This is a genomic window from Paenibacillus sp. HGH0039, from assembly GCF_000411255.1.
Taxonomy (GTDB): Bacteria; Bacillota; Bacilli; order Paenibacillales; family NBRC-103111; genus Paenibacillus_F.
In genome coordinates, this window is the sequence record NZ_KE150412.1 from 3,257,584 (window position 1) to 3,272,876 (window position 15,293).

The 15,293-nt window shown below is 54.4% G+C and carries 13 protein-coding genes and 1 rRNA gene; 11 read left to right on the forward strand and 3 right to left on the reverse strand.

Translation table 11 applies throughout. The annotated features are described in order from the left end of the window. Positions 1 to 53: 53 nt before the first annotated feature. Both HMPREF1207_RS14235 and HMPREF1207_RS14240 read right to left on the reverse strand, forming a co-directional pair. The gene (locus tag HMPREF1207_RS14235; RefSeq protein ID WP_016423757.1) at positions 54 to 1,376 is read right to left on the reverse strand and encodes a DUF4179 domain-containing protein; all 1,323 of its coding nucleotides are present in this window, start codon (positions 1,374 to 1,376) and stop codon (positions 54 to 56) included. Further along, complete coding sequence (locus HMPREF1207_RS14240) at positions 1,369 to 1,887, reverse strand: sigma-70 family RNA polymerase sigma factor (RefSeq protein ID WP_256124246.1); 519 nt, start codon at positions 1,885 to 1,887, stop codon at positions 1,369 to 1,371. Before HMPREF1207_RS14240 ends, HMPREF1207_RS14235 begins: the two co-directional genes overlap by 8 nt. A 248-nt stretch (positions 1,888 to 2,135) precedes the next feature. Here HMPREF1207_RS14240 and HMPREF1207_RS14245 point away from each other — a divergent pair, with 248 nt between their 5' ends. From HMPREF1207_RS14245 to HMPREF1207_RS14270, 6 genes are all read left to right on the forward strand, one after another. Next, positions 2,136 to 3,542: an ABC transporter ATP-binding protein gene (locus HMPREF1207_RS14245; protein WP_009674190.1), complete on the forward strand. Its 1,407-nt coding sequence runs from the start codon at positions 2,136 to 2,138 to the stop codon at positions 3,540 to 3,542. Further along, positions 3,535 to 4,251 (forward strand): ABC transporter permease subunit, encoded by a 717-nt coding sequence (locus HMPREF1207_RS14250; RefSeq protein WP_009674182.1) that lies wholly within the window; start codon positions 3,535 to 3,537, stop codon positions 4,249 to 4,251. The genes HMPREF1207_RS14245 and HMPREF1207_RS14250 overlap by 8 nt, the downstream gene beginning before the upstream one ends. Positions 4,252 to 4,256: 5 nt before the next feature. After that, entirely contained in the window at positions 4,257 to 5,645 is a 1,389-nt protein-coding gene (locus HMPREF1207_RS14255; protein WP_009674185.1) for a GldG family protein, read from the forward strand. Next, positions 5,642 to 6,562: a DUF4340 domain-containing protein gene (locus HMPREF1207_RS14260; protein ID WP_009674181.1), complete on the forward strand. Its 921-nt coding sequence runs from the start codon at positions 5,642 to 5,644 to the stop codon at positions 6,560 to 6,562. Before HMPREF1207_RS14255 ends, HMPREF1207_RS14260 begins: the two co-directional genes overlap by 4 nt. Before the next feature lie 176 nt (positions 6,563 to 6,738). After that, positions 6,739 to 6,987, forward strand: a complete 249-nt coding sequence (locus HMPREF1207_RS14265; RefSeq protein WP_009674191.1) for a hypothetical protein — start codon at positions 6,739 to 6,741, stop codon at positions 6,985 to 6,987. Between the two features lie 80 nt (positions 6,988 to 7,067). Continuing rightward, on the forward strand, positions 7,068 to 8,258 hold the full coding sequence (locus HMPREF1207_RS14270) for a spore coat protein (protein WP_016423759.1): 1,191 nt from the start codon (positions 7,068 to 7,070) through the stop codon (positions 8,256 to 8,258). Between the two features lie 91 nt (positions 8,259 to 8,349). Here the strand turns inward: HMPREF1207_RS14270 and HMPREF1207_RS14275 are convergent, their stop codons facing one another. Next, on the reverse strand, positions 8,350 to 8,649 hold the full coding sequence (locus tag HMPREF1207_RS14275; RefSeq protein ID WP_016423760.1) for a hypothetical protein: 300 nt from the start codon (positions 8,647 to 8,649) through the stop codon (positions 8,350 to 8,352). A 144-nt stretch (positions 8,650 to 8,793) separates the two neighbouring features. Between HMPREF1207_RS14275 and HMPREF1207_RS14280 the strand changes: the two genes are divergently transcribed. The 5 genes from HMPREF1207_RS14280 to HMPREF1207_RS14300 all read left to right on the forward strand — a co-directional run. After that, positions 8,794 to 9,216, forward strand: a complete 423-nt coding sequence (locus HMPREF1207_RS14280) for a DUF6130 family protein (protein ID WP_009674186.1) — start codon at positions 8,794 to 8,796, stop codon at positions 9,214 to 9,216. Positions 9,217 to 9,509: 293 nt separating this feature from the next. Next, on the forward strand, positions 9,510 to 10,196 hold the full coding sequence (locus HMPREF1207_RS14285) for a heptaprenylglyceryl phosphate synthase (RefSeq protein WP_009674184.1): 687 nt from the start codon (positions 9,510 to 9,512) through the stop codon (positions 10,194 to 10,196). A 50-nt stretch (positions 10,197 to 10,246) separates the two neighbouring features. Next, on the forward strand, positions 10,247 to 12,580 hold the full coding sequence (pcrA, locus tag HMPREF1207_RS14290) for a DNA helicase PcrA (protein ID WP_009674193.1): 2,334 nt from the start codon (positions 10,247 to 10,249) through the stop codon (positions 12,578 to 12,580). Positions 12,581 to 12,621: 41 nt separating this feature from the next. Then, the gene (ligA, locus tag HMPREF1207_RS14295; RefSeq protein WP_009674192.1) at positions 12,622 to 14,640 is read left to right on the forward strand and encodes an NAD-dependent DNA ligase LigA; all 2,019 of its coding nucleotides are present in this window, start codon (positions 12,622 to 12,624) and stop codon (positions 14,638 to 14,640) included. Between the two features lie 465 nt (positions 14,641 to 15,105). Continuing rightward, positions 15,106 to 15,293 (forward strand): 16S ribosomal RNA (locus HMPREF1207_RS14300); the annotation flags it as partial.

Here is a 15,293-nt window from a genome sequence, read left to right on the forward strand (position 1 = left end):
ACAAAGAAAGGCCTGCCGGGAAACCGGCGGGCCTTTTTCGATTATAGGTGTCGTTACTTGATACGAATGCGGTACGGTTCTCTTAGAGGATTCGGCCATTCGTGCAGGGTTGTGGTCAGCACGCCTCCGTAGTCTTTTTTGGGAATCGTAAAAGATTCCAAGGATGCGTTGGATTCGGGATCTTCTCCTAAAGTCCTGCTTGAGGTATGGTTTGACACTTCGACAGTGTTTCCGTGCGCATCTTTCCAGCTGTCCCATGTCGTGTAGTTCATATTGTCCCAGGAGGAATCGAGCCCGCTTAATTTGAGGGACACGGCGTAGCTGTCGCCCATGTCGGTTAGCTTCAGAAGCTGAAGCCGGTTGTCCGGAGATACGATCTGTTTGTTCGCCACATCCAGCTTCACGGTCAATTGATCTTTGTCCAGAGCGGTCACCAGGCTGCCTTCCACATACAGTTCCTTCGGTTGGGTGAAGTAGGGGCTTTCGAAGGTGAGTATCTTTTTATCCTCGGTGTCGTTAGATGCGCCCCAGTTCGGAAGACGTTCCCCTTTTTCGGTGACCAAATGAATGTCGCGCAGCCCGAAAAGCTGCTTAGTATTGCTTTCCTCGTACGAAACGTCGAGTAAAATGCGGGTCGGATAAAGCTTAGCTTCATTAAATGTAACCGTTTGACCTTGTATGACGACGCTTTTACCGATCGGAATCGTTTCCACCCGGTTCATGAACAGCTCCCGGTCGAGCTTGAAAGGTATTTTCCAAACCGGACCGTCATCGCCCGCCAGCCTGGCTTCGAAAATGAAATCTTCCGGCATCGGTGCCCCCTCTACCAGCATCGCATCCAAGTAGTCGCTGCCTGAAGATACAGGCTCGGCAGGGACTGGCGAATGCTGAAAACCAATAATAGCCGGCATATGGCTCCCGTCAGCTGGGTGCAGGTTCACCTCAGGGCCGCGTTTCGAGGTGGAGTGGGCATTGCTCCACGAATAAAAAACCACGATCCGTGATTCATCGGCGATGACGCCGTTGAGCGTGAAGGTTTCTCCGTTTTGCGTGTGGGATATGTTAATCGGCTGAAAAAACTCGTTATCGAATGCCTGCGCCAACCCTTTATCCTGTGTGCTCAGTATCCGGACGAAAACCTCCATGCCCGGTATCTGACGGATCGCAGAGGCAAAGGCGGGAGACACATGGACCATGGCCGCAAATACCGTAACCAGCAAGATAAAAGAAGCCGCAGCGGTTAAGGACGTCCGCTTCCGACGCCGTAAGGCCTTGGCTCTCTGAATACCTTGCGCTATGGCAAGGTCCGCCTCGGCGGGGATTTCCCCTTCTGCCGCTCCGCGCAGTTCTTTTTGCAGCCAATCGTGCTCATCCATAAGCTTCATCCTCCCTTCCGAGAATCGATTTTAACTGATCGAGCGCCTTCCGCGCCCTCGTTTTGACGGTGCTTTCCGGCATTTGCAGCAGAGCGGCGATCTGGGGATAGGTCCAGTCCTCCATATATTTGAGAATAACGAGTTGTTTTTCGGAAGGTTGAAGGCAATCCAGGGCCATATATAAATCCAGGCTGTCGGGCTGGGGGCCGGATACTTCTTTCGGTGCGGCGTAATCCGGTGGAACGGTACGTTTTTGGCGCTTTCGTTCATCGGCGCAATAATTCAGCAGAATACGTGTAATCCAAGTGGAAAACAGTGCGTGATCATGCAGCTTGCGAATACTGCGGAATGCCCGGAATGCCGTTTCCTGCAGGGCATCCAGCGCGTCCGGCCGGCTGTGAAGGTAGGCGTAGGCGATCCGGTACAGCCTTGCTTTTTCCTCATCCATAAGCCGCGTAAAAGCCTGATCGTCCCCGTTTCGTGCAGCCCGGACAAGCGTTTCGGTGTCCAGAAAAAGGTCCCTCCTTCCAGTTCTATTGTATTAGACGGTTCGGGAGAGAAGATCGTCGGCGATCCGGCAAAAATATTTCTGTCACAATTTAGACACATTTTTTTAATCCGAAATTCAGTTTTGTTTAAGCTTGTTTTATTGTGCCCTGGATATATTGAGTACGGCTTCTACAAAAGAACGTTGTCTATCCATCCCAGAACATGTGACTGGTGAACACCTAATTGACCGTTGAAAAGGAGGGGGCAGGATTGCTGGAAGTGAACGGAGTCAGCAAGCTCTACGAAAACTCCCGGGGAGTTAAGGAGATCAATTTCTCCATGCAGCGCGGGGAAATCGTGGGCTTTTTGGGGCCCAATGGAGCAGGCAAAACGACTACCATGAGGATGATTACGGGGTACTTGAATCCGACGGGCGGGAACATCCTGGTGGACGGCTTGTCTATGGCCGATCATCCCCGCAAGGCAAGGCGCAAGATCGGATATTTGCCTGAAACGCCGCCGCTTTATCCGGAAATGACCGTACGGTCGTACTTGAAATTTGTGGCCGATCTCAGAGACGTACCTGTCCGGGCGCAAAAAGGCAGAGTTAACGAAATTATTGACAAGCTGGGGCTTAACGGACGCGAAAACCAGATCATCCGCAGCTTGTCCAAAGGGTATAAGCAGCGTCTGGGACTGGCGCAGGCGATTGTCCACAAACCCGATTTGCTTGTGCTGGACGAACCCACTTCGGGGCTGGACCCGAAGCAGATTATTGAAATCCGCAGTCTGATCCGCGAGCTGGGCGAAAATCATACGGTGCTGCTCAGCACGCACATTCTGCCCGAAGTGAATACTCTGTGCAACCGGGTGCTCATTATTAATCAGGGGCAGATTGTGCTCGACGAGAAGCCGGAGATGCTCGGCGCGACGATGGGCGACACCTTCGAGGTGTCGCTGGAAGTGAAGGGCCCGCGCGAGGAAATCATCTCCCTGCTGGGCACTACCGCCGGCATTGCCGCTGTGCGGGAGCTGGCGGACGGCGCACCCGCTGCGGGGGCGCTTGGCCTGACCAGTGCCCCGGAGGCTGCGGCGTCTGGAGCGGGCGAAGCGGCTGACGCGGAAGCGGAAGCGGCATCCGGCGGCGCGGGCGACCCCGCGAGTGAGGCTGCAGAGGCAGCGGCTGTGACGCCGGCCTCGCCGGATGCAGCAGCAGAGCCGGCGGGCTCTTCCGGCTCCGCCGCGCAGACGGACGGCCCCGGACGGCCCCAATCGGAGGACGTCGAAGAGCCGGCTGCAGCCGGAGCAGACGCCTCGGCGGCACCGCAGGCGAAGACCGGCGGGCAGCAGACCGCTTCTCCGGGGGGAACTGCCCCGGATACGGTCAAGCTGCTCGTCTCGTCAGCCGATAGCACGGACATCCGCGAGCCGCTTTTCTTCCGTCTGGCGGAAGCTGGTTATCCCATCCTGGAGATGAAGCGGGAGAGCCTCAGCCTAGAGGATATTTTCCTCAAGCTGACGACCGACGAGAGCTTGTCCGGCTCTGCCGAAGACGAGCCGGAGAGCCGTCCGGGACAGTCGTCCAGGCTGGATCGTGTAAGCAAATGGCTGCCGCTGAAAGACAAGTCCGGAAGCGCGGCGGCAGGCCAGTCGAAGGGAGGCGGCGAAGATGCGTAGAACGTGGGCGATCTGCTCGAAAGAACTGCAGCTGTTTTTCTATTCGCCGACCTCGTATGTCGCATTCGCTTTTTATGTGCTGGTGTCGGGCATCATGTTTTACTTGAATTTTGTCATGGTGCAGCCCAGCCTGATCGATATCCGGTATGTGGTCGGTAATATTACGTTCATTTACCTGTTCATCATCCCGCTGCTTACGATGCGTCTGGTGGCGGATGAATTCCGTCACGGTACGGATGAGCTGCTGCTTACTTCACCTGCCGGAATCGGCGAAATTGTGCTGGGCAAGTACCTGGCCGCGCTTATCGTCCAGTTTCTGCTTACCATATGCAGTCTGGTTTATCCGCTGATCATGTCTGCCTTCGGCACGCTGGACCAGCCGGTCCTGTGGCTGTCATACCTCAGCATGTTCCTGCTGGGAGCGGCCATGATGGCGATCGGCCTGTTTGCCTCCACGTTATCCAACAACCAGATGGTGGCCGGGATTGCGGGTTTTGCCTTTCTTCTGTTTTTCTGGCTGATCGACTGGATGGCCGACGGATTCGGCGGCAAGTTCCGGGAATGGATTATCCAATTCTCGATGAGCGGCCGGATGGCCAATATGCAGAAGGGAATTCTTCAAGGAGCGGATATCCTGTTCTTCGTGACGCTTGCGGCCGTGTTCCTTATTCTCGGCATGCAGACCCTTGAAAGAAAACGGTGGAGGTGACAGCGATGAAGAAATGGCTGCGCGGTACAAATACGGCGGTGATTTCAATCGCCGTCATCGGAATTTTTATTCTGCTGACCTTCTTTCTCCATTCATTGAAAGATTTTCAGCTCGACTTATCCAAAAACAAAATGTACACACTTTCGGATCAAACGCTGGGAACTCTCAAAGATCTGGGCAAGGACATTCATGTCACGGCTTTTACGAATCCTCAGGAGGATCCGGATGGCGTGCTGACCCGCGAAGTGACGGATATGGTTCAGGAATACAGCAAACGTACGGGCAAGATTACGTATAATCAGTACGACATGCTGAAAGAGCCCTCCAAAGTCCAGCAGTACGGTGTTCAGCAGAGCAGTCTTGTTTTTGAAAGCGGAAGCCAGAAAAAAGTGATCACCTTCCAGGAGATGTTCACGGCCGGTCAAGGCTCCGGATCATATCAGTTTGCCGGGGAAGAGAAGATGACCCAGGCCGTCAAAAGCCTGACCAGCACCGAAAAACATACGGTTTATTTCTTATCGGGGCACCAGGAAATGACGCTCCAGGAAATGACCGTTTTGAAATCAAGCCTGGAGGGCGAAAATTACACGGTTAAAGACCTTAATCTATACCGGGAAGGCAAGATTCCGGACGATGCCGACATGCTGTTTCTGATCGGTCCCCAAACCGATTTGAACGACAAAGAGGCCGAACTGATCAAGCAGTACCTGAGCGGAAAAGGGAAGCTGTACGTTTCCCTGGGCTTCAGCCAGGAAATGGCGTCCAAATGGAAAAACATCGATGCCCTCATGAACACATACGGCGTCAAGGACCAGCATGCGGTCGCCATCGAAGCGAAGCAGAGCACTCTGTACGACCCGCTTACGATTATTCCCGAGTACGGGGATCACGACATCACGACAAAGCTGAAAAACTACAATCTCCTGACGATGATGTCGCTGGCAGTTGCCCTGAATGCTCAGGAAGAGGGCGACTTTAAAAGCACGCCGATCTTGAAGACGTCGGCACAGGCTTACGGGGAAACGGATATCGCCGGGCTGATGAAATCCCAGACGAATCAGGACGACAAAGATGTGAAAGGCCCGCTCAACCTGGGCTATGCCGTAGAAGATAAAGACAGCAAGCCTAAGGCCGTCATACTCGGCGGTTCCACTTTCCTGATGGACCAAGAGATCAACGTGCAGGGCAACCGTGATTTTGCGATGAACAGCATCGGATGGCTTCAGGAGAAAAAAGATCAGGTGACGATCCGCCCCAGACAGAATGAAGCGTATCAAACCGCTGCTTTAACGCCGGGGCAGGCCAAAACGATCTTTTTCGTGGCGATCGTCTTTATGCCGCTGATCTTCCTGCTGCTCGGCGGGTTTATCTGGTGGAGGAGGAGAAAAGGGTGAAAAAATTCGCGCCCGCGCTGCTTTTGATTCTCGTGTTTCTGGGCGGTCTCTGGTATGCCTGGAGCCAGGATTTTTTCAAGGAAAAACAAGCGGAGACATCCAAGCCTCTTGTCCATGTAAATGTTGCGGATGTCCAAAGTTTCTCTATCTTGAGCGGAGGCCAGCAGACGGAACTGGTCCGCAAGGACGGCGAATGGTCGATGACCAAGCCCTCGGCTGCCCCGCTTAATCCTAACTTGACCGAAGGCTGGATGGATTCTTTTAATTTACTGACACAGGAAAGGGTCGTCGAAGAGAAGGCGTCCGATCTGGCCAAATACGGGCTCGACAAGCCTTCATCCGTCTATAAAGTAAATCTTGCAGACGGTACTTCTCAGGAAGTGAAGGCCGGTTCGCCGACGCCGGTGGAAGGGTACGTCTATGTGCAGTTGGGAAGCTCTCCTGCCGTCTATCAAGTGGGAGAATCCTCGCTGTCCGTCTTGAATAAGTCGCCGCTGGATTTCGTGGAGACGAGTCCGGTGAAATTCGATTACGATCAGGTAAAAAGCGTCACGTTCTCCTGGAAGGATCATAAATGGTCCCTGACGAAGAACGAACCGGATAAATCGGCGGCCCAGTCTAAATGGAAGCTGCCGGATCGTGAGATCGAGGGAGCGGAGGCGACCCAGGTTCTGGATAAGCTGCTATTCATGAAAACGGAAGAAATGCCGAAACGGGCCGCCGATGAGGCGATTAAGCCGGGGGAATGGACGCTGGAAATTGTCCGGACCGTGGATGGCAAAGAGATGAAAGATACGTACAGCGGCCGCTCCGACGGCAAATCCGTATGGATTGCCAAGCAGGGCGGGGATTGGGCCTATGCCATTCCGCTGGCGGCTATGGAAGAAGCAGCGGCTTCTAATGTGAAAAAGGAATAGAGAATGCCGTCTGCATTCCCTCCGTTTATTAGACGGAAGACCCTGAAGAATAAAAGCGCACGATGCTTTTATTCTTTTTTTTGCTGCGAGCTGCTTGTGCTAAGAGAAAATGAATCACATAGGACGGGTAAAAAATGGGCATGCTAATAAAAATATCCGATCAGGGGGTTGAGGGAATGGCAATCAGTCATGCCGGCGAGCATCGTGTCGTTTACAAAGAAGAACATTTGGAAAGGGTCACTCTTCCCGAGCTTCAGTCGTTAGGTGACCTGATCCGTTTTGAACATACACTGGCCAAACGCTGTGCCGAAGAAGCGGAATCTTCCACGGATGTAGAGCTGCGGGAAGTGCTAGAGCAATTGGCCGTGCTCCGGCTCGGCTGTGCCCGGCAGCTTCTGGCCGCGCTGAGAAGCACGGAATTATGACTGGCACCTTAAATCTCAGGCTCTAAGCTGTAGAGGATCTTTATGAACAGACCGTATGAACTAAATGGAGGTGGCTGTAGATGAAACAGGAACTTCAAACGGATCAAGCCGGAGAGAAGCAATGGGGGGCTGCCGAACGGACGATGGCCGATTTTAAAAGGCTTGCGTCCAGATACGCATCGGCCGCATGGGATGCCCGGCAGCCCGGCATTCGCGCTCTTTACCGCCAGCTTCTCCAGCAGACGCTGGATGATCAGGATAAGCTGTACAGGCTTCTGGCCGATCGCGGGGACAAGAAGAAGGTTCAAAACGCCAGTGGGGAAGACGTGCTGCAGGAGATTGCCAGCCACGACCGGGCGCTCTCCGAGCTGGAAGCCGCTATCCGGAAAGATTTTGCCGGAATAGAAGCGAAAGAAGCTGAAACAGGGGCGTCGCCGGAAGCGGTTCTGTATACAGCAGAGGCGGACAAAACCACAGCCTTAGAACCTGTTACATACGAAGAGAAAGAACTTGAAATATTCGGAGAACGTCCCGATTACTATTCTTCTCTTTCCTCGTCTTCCGTCTATGATTCTTCATACGGAGACGTCTACCATCCCGAGCCGTCAGTCTCGGAAGAGGAAGAGTCCGTTTCCGCGGAAGCGGCGGAAACGGGCTTGAGCGCGCTCGCTGCACCTGAGCAGCCCGCTCCCGCACCGGCGGCAAGCGCCGCCCCCGCGCCGATGGCGCCGTCGCGCTTTGGAGGCGCGCCCGCTTCCGCAGCGCCTGAGCAGCCCGCTCCCGCACCGGCGGCAAGCGCCGCCCCCGCGCCGATGGCGCCGTCGCGCTTTGGAGGCGCGCCCGCTTCCGCAGCGCCCGAGCAGCCGGCTCCCGCACCGGCGGCAAGCGCCGCCCAGCCGTACGCAGCTCCGCGCTCCCCGTACGGCGGCAGTCCTGCCACAGGCGGAGCGGTGCCTTACGGCACGCCTGCCGCGGCAGCGCCGCCCGTTGCCTACGCTTCCGGCGGGCCGGGGCCGTCCTACGGCGGCTTCCGCAGTCCGGCCCCGGCTTCGGCTCGCGAGCCTTACGGCCAGTCCCGGCCGCAGCCGGGTCAGCCCGCGCCAGGCGCTTACTCTGCCGGCCAGCCCCAGCGGTACGGGCAGTCTTACGCCCGCCAGCCGCAGCAGTCCAGCCCGACGCCAATCACGCCGCCATCTGCACAGCAGCCTTACAACTCCCCGTATAGGGGTGAGGGCGGCGGCAGGCCGCCTGCATATCGTCCGCTGGGTTAACCGCTCTGGCCCCGGTTTTTCGAATCCTGTCGGCAGCCTGGCACAATACAAGGTGCCGTCAAAAAAAACGCCTCCTCGAAAGGCGTTTTTTTTATTGCCGCAATTCCCGGGACTTGCGGACTCGGGGAAGTGACGCCGATGGCTGTTTACGGATCCACTTCAGGAAAGCCCGCATCCGTTCATCGCCGCGCAGTGCATCAAGCGTATGCAGATCCCGCTCCAGCTGTTCGTTCGTAAACAGGGCGTGAATCTGCTTGTGGCAAGGAATGCAAAGCATAGCCGTAGGCAGAAAGGTGCCTCCTTTTTCCTTCGGAGTCAAGTGATGTTCGGTCCGTTTCACCTCGTGGCGTCCACATAATTCGCAGGTTCCCTGCTCTCTCTTTTTAACCATATTCACCTCTCCCTTCCGGTGCATTTTCGCCGTTTACAGTATTCCCTTGCCGAAGATGCTGGCATGTTTCCTCATTGCGCCACATATACAAGTTACAGGGATGTCCCTCCCGGCCATTATATTAATCAAAGGAGTGTCTAAATCATGCGTAAAATAAGCGGTAAAAGATCTTTTGTGCTCATGCTTCTCCTCATCTTTGCCTGCAGCGGGGCCTTAACGGCATGCGGCTTTCAGAACAAATCGGAGCAGGTCGGCAGTTCGGCCGTTTCAGGCGCGGCCCCGACTATTGACGCAACCTTAACGCAGGAAGGCACATCCGCCGTTATTTCCTACAAGGTCAGCAATTTGACGATCGCAGGCGACAGCATGGGAGCAGCGCCCAAACAAGGCGAAGGCCATCTCCACATTTACGTGGATGGCGTTCAGAAAGCCATGCTGAAGACAGACGCCCCGGTCCGCCTGGAAAACATCCCTCCGGGCAAACATACGATCAAACTGTCCCTCCAGCAGAACGATCATGTTCCTTTAAATGTGGAAAAAGTATTCGATGTAACGATTAAAAAGTAAACCGGACCTTTCAAGGCCTACATAACCGGGTATCCCGAGAAGCCGAAACCGGACGAACCTCGCGTTCGGACCGGTTTCTTTTTTTATTTTTCCCGGCTTTAAGCGTGGGCTTCCTTTCACTCCCACCTCTCAAAATGGAAGTTCCTCTTTCGCGAACGTACATTCCTGTTTTATAATAAAAAGAGGTCTGTTTCCTGATTTGACACACCCGGACGCGTAGCATAGACTGAGGGTATTGAAGTGCAGACAGGCGGCTTATTTACGCCTATGCTTGAGCGGAGGGAAGAAACGTTTTGATCGTAGACAGCTCAACCTGGAAACATGTGTTTAAGCTCGACCCCGACCGGGAAATAGCCGACGAGGCTCTGGAGCGTATTTGCTTGTCCGGCACCGATGCCATTCTTGTCGGCGGCTCGTCCGGTGTAACGTTTGACAATACCGTGGATCTGCTTGCTCGGATACGCGGATTTGAAGTGCCCTGCATATTGGAAGTGTCCGATGCGGAAGCGATTGTGCCGGGCTTTGACCTGTTTTTTATCCCGATGGTGCTTAATGCCGGAGATCCCCAGTGGATTCTCGGACGGCATCACGAGGCGCTCAAAGAATACGGGGCTATCATGGACTGGAATGAAATTCTAGTCGAAGGCTATGTCATTCTGAACGGGGAATCTACCGCCGCGAAAGTGACGTCAGCCCGTACGGACCTGACCGAGCGTGACGTTGTGGCTTATGCCCGTATGGCGGAGCATCTGTTGCGGCTGCCCATTTTTTATGTGGAATACAGCGGAACTTTCGGCGATATGGAGCTTGTCAGAAGGACGAGACGTGTCCTCGAAGGCACCCGGCTTTTCTACGGCGGCGGCATTGACGGTCCCGAGAAAGCCAAGCTGGCGGCCGAAGCCGCCGATACGATTGTGGTCGGCAACCTTATATATGAAGATTTGGACCTGGCGCTGGAAACAGTGCGGGCGTTGATATAAACAAGCGGGGATCGGTTTCGGCCGCTCAGCCGTGGAAGGAAGGTAATTTCATGATTGATATACAGCAAGCCGTTCAGAAGCTCAACCCTCAGCAGCGTAAAGCCGTGGAAGCGACCGAAGGGCCTCTTCTCATTATGGCGGGAGCGGGGAGCGGCAAGACCCGGGTGTTGACCCACAGAATCGCGTATCTGATCGGAGCGAAACGGGTGGCCCCTTGGAGCATTCTGGCCATCACGTTTACCAACAAAGCCGCACGTGAAATGCGTGAACGGGTCGAACAGCTTGTGGGCCCGTCCGCGAACGACATCTGGGTCTCCACGTTCCACTCCATGTGTGTGCGGATTCTCCGCCGCGATATCGACCGGATCGGGTTCACTTCGAATTTTTCCATCCTGGATTCCGGCGATCAATTATCCGTTATTAAAACTTGCATGAAAGAGCTCAACATCGATACAAAGAAATTCGAGCCCAAAGCCGTTCAGGCCGCACTCAGCACAGCCAAGAACGAACTGATCACCCCTCAGCGTTTTGAGCAGAAGATCGGGGATTATTTTGACGGTCTGGTGGCCAAAGTCTATACCCTGTACCAGAAAAAACTTAAAAGCAACAACTCCCTGGATTTCGACGATCTCATAATGGCGACGATCCAGCTTTTTACCGATGTGCCTGAAGTTCTGGACTTTTATCAAAATAAATTCCGCTTCATTCACGTGGATGAGTATCAGGATACGAACCGCGCCCAGTATATGCTGTGCCAGATGCTGGCGGACAAATCCAAGAATCTCTGTGTCGTAGGTGACTCCGACCAATCGATTTACCGTTGGCGGGGAGCGGACATAACGAATATCCTCAACTTCGAGGAAGATTATCCGAACGCCACGACCATTTTGCTGGAGCAGAATTACCGCTCCACTTCGACCATTCTGCAGGCGGCCAATAAGGTGATCGGCAACAACACGGGCCGCAAAGCCAAGAATCTCTGGACCGACAAAGGCGAAGGCAGCAAAATCCGGGTATACCAGGCGGATTCCGAGCATGACGAGGGGTATTTTATCGCCGGTGAAATCAATAAGAACGTCGGTTCCGCGCAAAAATACGGGGATCACGCGATCCTGTACCGGACCAATGCCCAATCCCGGGTCATCGAGGAAATTTTAATTAAATCCGATATTCCTTATCAGATCGTGGGAGGCGTCAAGTTCTACGATCGTAAAGAGATCAAGGATATTCTGGCTTACTTAAGACTCATCTCCAATCCGGACGATGATATCAGCCTGACGCGGGTCGTGAATGTTCCGAAGCGGGGAATTGGGGATACTACTCTGGATAAGGTGGCCGATTTCGCGGCCAGACGGGGAATCTCTATGTTCGCTATGCTCGATGAAGTGGAATCGCTTGAAATTTCAGCGAGAACGCGCAACGCGCTTGCGGACTTCCGGGAGATGATCCATAACCTTCACCGGATGGTGGACTACTTGTCCGTAACGGAACTGACCGAGAAGGTTCTGGAAATGAGCCAATACCGGATGGAACTGCAGCGTGAGAATACGCTGGAATCCAAGTCCCGGCTGGAGAACATCGACGAGTTCTTATCGGTTACCAGCGAGTTTGAAACCCGTAATGAAGACAAATCCCTTGTCGCGTTCCTGACGGATCTCGCGCTTATTGCGGATATAGATACGATGGACAAAGATGAGGGCCCTCAGGACTCGGTCGTCTTGATGACTATGCACAGCGCCAAAGGCCTGGAGTTCCCCGTTGTCTTTATCATAGGCATGGAGGAAGGTGTCTTCCCTCACAGCCGCGCTGCCACGGACAACGAGGAACTGGAAGAAGAGCGGCGCCTGGCTTATGTAGGGATCACGCGTGCCGAAGAAAACCTGTTCCTTTCCTGCGCCCGGATGCGGATGCTTTTCGGCCGGACAAGCGCCAACCCGCCGTCCCGGTTCCTCAAAGAGATTCCGCAGGAGCTCATGGAGATCGTTTCGTCCGGCGGAGGGGGTAGCACATTCTCCGGCTGGTCCCGCAGCGGCGGTACGAGCTTCGGGGGACGCACATCCTCCGGCTTCGGCAGCTCCGGCTCCACAAGCTTCGGACAATCGGCCGCGGGCGGTTCTTCCTGGGGAAGCCAGACTTCCTCGTTCGGCAAGTCTTCTCCGGGAGCCTCGACTGTGCGCAGTACGCCTCGTACGGCCCCTGCGGCAGCGGGAAGTCAGCCAGGAGACTTCAAGATGGGCGACAAGGTATCCCACGGCAAATGGGGTACAGGCGTTATCGTGGCGGTTAAAGGCAAGGGGGACGATACCGAGCTCCAGATCGCTTTCCCGGCGCCCGTAGGCGTCAAACGGCTTTTGGCCAAGTTTGCACCGATTACGAAGCAATAACCCTAATTTAAGGAATAGATGAGACGAGAGGAAGAAAATAGATGGCCGACTTCACTGCGGAGATGAAGACACTCATCGAAGCTATCGAGCAGCACAATTACAACTATTACACGCTGGACCGCCCGGTAGTTACCGATGCCGAATATGATAAGCTGTATGACCGGCTGGTGGAATTGGAGCAGGAGTCAGGAGTGACTCTTCCGAATTCTCCTACAAGGCGTGTCGGCGGCGAGCTGTTGAAAGGGTTCGAACCCCACCGTCATCTCTCCCGGCTGTGGAGTCTGGACAAGACGCGGGACAAAGACGGCCTTAACGCGTGGCTGACGCGAGTATTGAAGCTCGTTGGCGAGTACAACAAACAGAATCCGGACAATCCTCTGCCGCATCCGACCTTCGTCGTTGAGCTCAAGTTCGACGGTCTCACCCTCAATTTGACGTATGACAAGGGGACACTTGTCCAAGCTTCGACCCGCGGCAACGGAACGGTAGGAGAGGGAATCCTGGAGCAGGTGAAAACCATCCGTTCCGTCCCTCTGGAGATTCCGTACAAAGACGGGACCATTGAAGTGCAGGGCGAAGGCCTGATGTTCCTGTCCGTTTTGGATCAGTATAATCAGACGGCGGCCGAACCGTTCAAAAATGCGCGCAATGCGGCCGCAGGGGCTCTTCGCAACCTGAATCCCCAAGTAACGGCGAAACGCAAACTGAGCGCCTTCTTCTATAATGTAGGCTATTCCGATAACCTCCGGTTCACCGACCACCGGGAGATGGTGGAGTTTCTTAAAGTGAATCGGTTTAAAGTTAATCCGGACATCAAATTTTTCGACTCTATCGACGATGTTATGGAGGAACTGGAGCGTATCGGAAGCAATCGCCTAACCTATGACTTCCTCATCGACGGAGCGGTAGTCAAAGTCGCGGATATGCGTACGCGGGAAGTGCTGGGCTATACCGAGAAATTTCCGCGCTGGGCTATCGCATTCAAGTTTGAGGCCGAAGAGGTTACAACTGTTCTGGAATCCGTATCCTGGGAAGTGGGACGCACAGGCAAAATAACGCCGGTAGCGCGTGTGGAACCGGTCGATCTGGCAGGGGTGACCGTACAAAACTGTACGCTGAACAATATCGGTGACATCGAACGCAAAAACTTGAAGCATGCTCTAGGGAGTCTTGTTTATATCCGCCGTTCGAACGACGTGATCCCGGAAATACTCGGCAAAGCCACGGAAGAGATTGACGGTGAAGAGATCGTTTACCCGGAAAATTGCCCGGCTTGCGGAACTCCGCTTGAACAGCGCGGGGCCCATTTATTCTGTCCGAACCGCCTGGGCTGCAGGCCTCAGATGATCGGCAGAATTACTCATTTCGCTTCCCGCGACGCGATGGATATCGATACGTTCAGTGTCATGACGGCGGAACAGCTCTATCAGGAGGTAGGCGTACGCGATCCTGCGGACCTGTACAGGCTCACTTATGACGATCTGATCAAGCTGGAACGTTTCGGCGAGAAAAAAGCCAACAAGCTGCTTGCCGCGTTCGAGAAAAGCAAGGAGTGCGACCTTTCGTCCTTCCTGTTTGCTTTAGGCATTCCGAATACGGGCAAAACCACGACCAAAGTGCTGGCTGAGCATCTCGGCAGCCTGGGCAGGGTCATGGAGGCGTCGATCGAAGAACTGATCGCGCTGCCGGATGTCGGCGGTATCGTCGCCGACAGCATCTACAGCTTCTTCCGCGATCCGCTCATGCAGGACAGCATCTCCCGCATGCTTACGGCGGGCGTCGCACCTCGCGCGGAAGAAAAGCCGGCCGCCGCGGCGGACGAGAGCCACCCCCTCTTCGGCAAAACCATCGTGCTGACAGGTACACTCAGCGCGATGAGCCGGGACGAAGCGGCGGATAAGCTCGAAGCCCTCGGCGCCAAAGTAACCGGCAGCGTCTCGAAGAAGACGGACATCGTGATCGCCGGGGAGAGTGCCGGCAGCAAGCTTGCCAAGGCCCAATCTCTTGGCATCCGCATTATAGATGATGAGCAGGAGCTTCTTGCTCTGCTCGGAGAGTAGCTAGACGCCGTTTGGATACAAGAGACAAGGCTCGTTCGTACGGGCCTTGTCTTTACTCTTGTATATAGAAGAAGTTCGAGAGAGGAACTCCACCAGTTTTCTGGTTTATCCCGCGGGATCTTTGCGGTAGCGACCATGTGATTGACCATCGTCGTGGATGCCAAGCGCCGCGCGCTGTAAGGAGAAAGCAGCGGCTATTCAGGGTTATTTCAAAGGCTTTGGAAGCCTGAATTTCATGCTTGTACCCATTTTTCAACCTCGTTAAACACCTGGAAGAAAATTCTTTTAAATTAGGGGTTGCAAATAGTTAAAAAGCCTGATAATATTAGTTCTTGTCACCGCAAGTGACGCAAACATTAAGTAAGCTCCTTGAAAACTGAACAGAACTAATTTACAACCAGCATAGATTTAAAATTGAGCTTAATCAGCTTGAGATAAACCGCTGGCCGTAAGGTCAGCACAACTTTATCGGAGAGTTTGATCCTGGCTCAGGACGAACGCTGGCGGCGTGCCTAATACATGCAAGTCGAGCGGACTTGATGAGAAGCTTGCTTCTCTGAGAGTTAGCGGCGGACGGGTGAGTAACACGTAGGCAACCTGCCTGTAAGATCGGGATAACTACCGGAAACGGTAGCTAAGACCGGATAATCGGT

Coding starts and splice junctions, on each gene's coding strand:
- HMPREF1207_RS14235 (WP_016423757.1), bottom strand. CDS start 1,376: ATGGATGAGCACGATTGGCTGCAAAAAGAACTGCGCGGAGCGGCAGAA.
- HMPREF1207_RS14250 (WP_009674182.1), top strand. CDS start 3,535: ATGCGTAGAACGTGGGCGATCTGCTCGAAAGAACTGCAGCTGTTTTTC.
- HMPREF1207_RS14255 (WP_009674185.1), top strand. CDS start 4,257: ATGAAGAAATGGCTGCGCGGTACAAATACGGCGGTGATTTCAATCGCC.
- HMPREF1207_RS14265 (WP_009674191.1), top strand. CDS start 6,739: ATGGCAATCAGTCATGCCGGCGAGCATCGTGTCGTTTACAAAGAAGAA.
- HMPREF1207_RS14270 (WP_016423759.1), top strand. CDS start 7,068: ATGAAACAGGAACTTCAAACGGATCAAGCCGGAGAGAAGCAATGGGGG.
- HMPREF1207_RS14275 (WP_016423760.1), bottom strand. CDS start 8,649: ATGGTTAAAAAGAGAGAGCAGGGAACCTGCGAATTATGTGGACGCCAC.
- HMPREF1207_RS14280 (WP_009674186.1), top strand. CDS start 8,794: ATGCGTAAAATAAGCGGTAAAAGATCTTTTGTGCTCATGCTTCTCCTC.
- pcrA (WP_009674193.1), top strand. CDS start 10,247: ATGATTGATATACAGCAAGCCGTTCAGAAGCTCAACCCTCAGCAGCGT.
- ligA (WP_009674192.1), top strand. CDS start 12,622: ATGGCCGACTTCACTGCGGAGATGAAGACACTCATCGAAGCTATCGAG.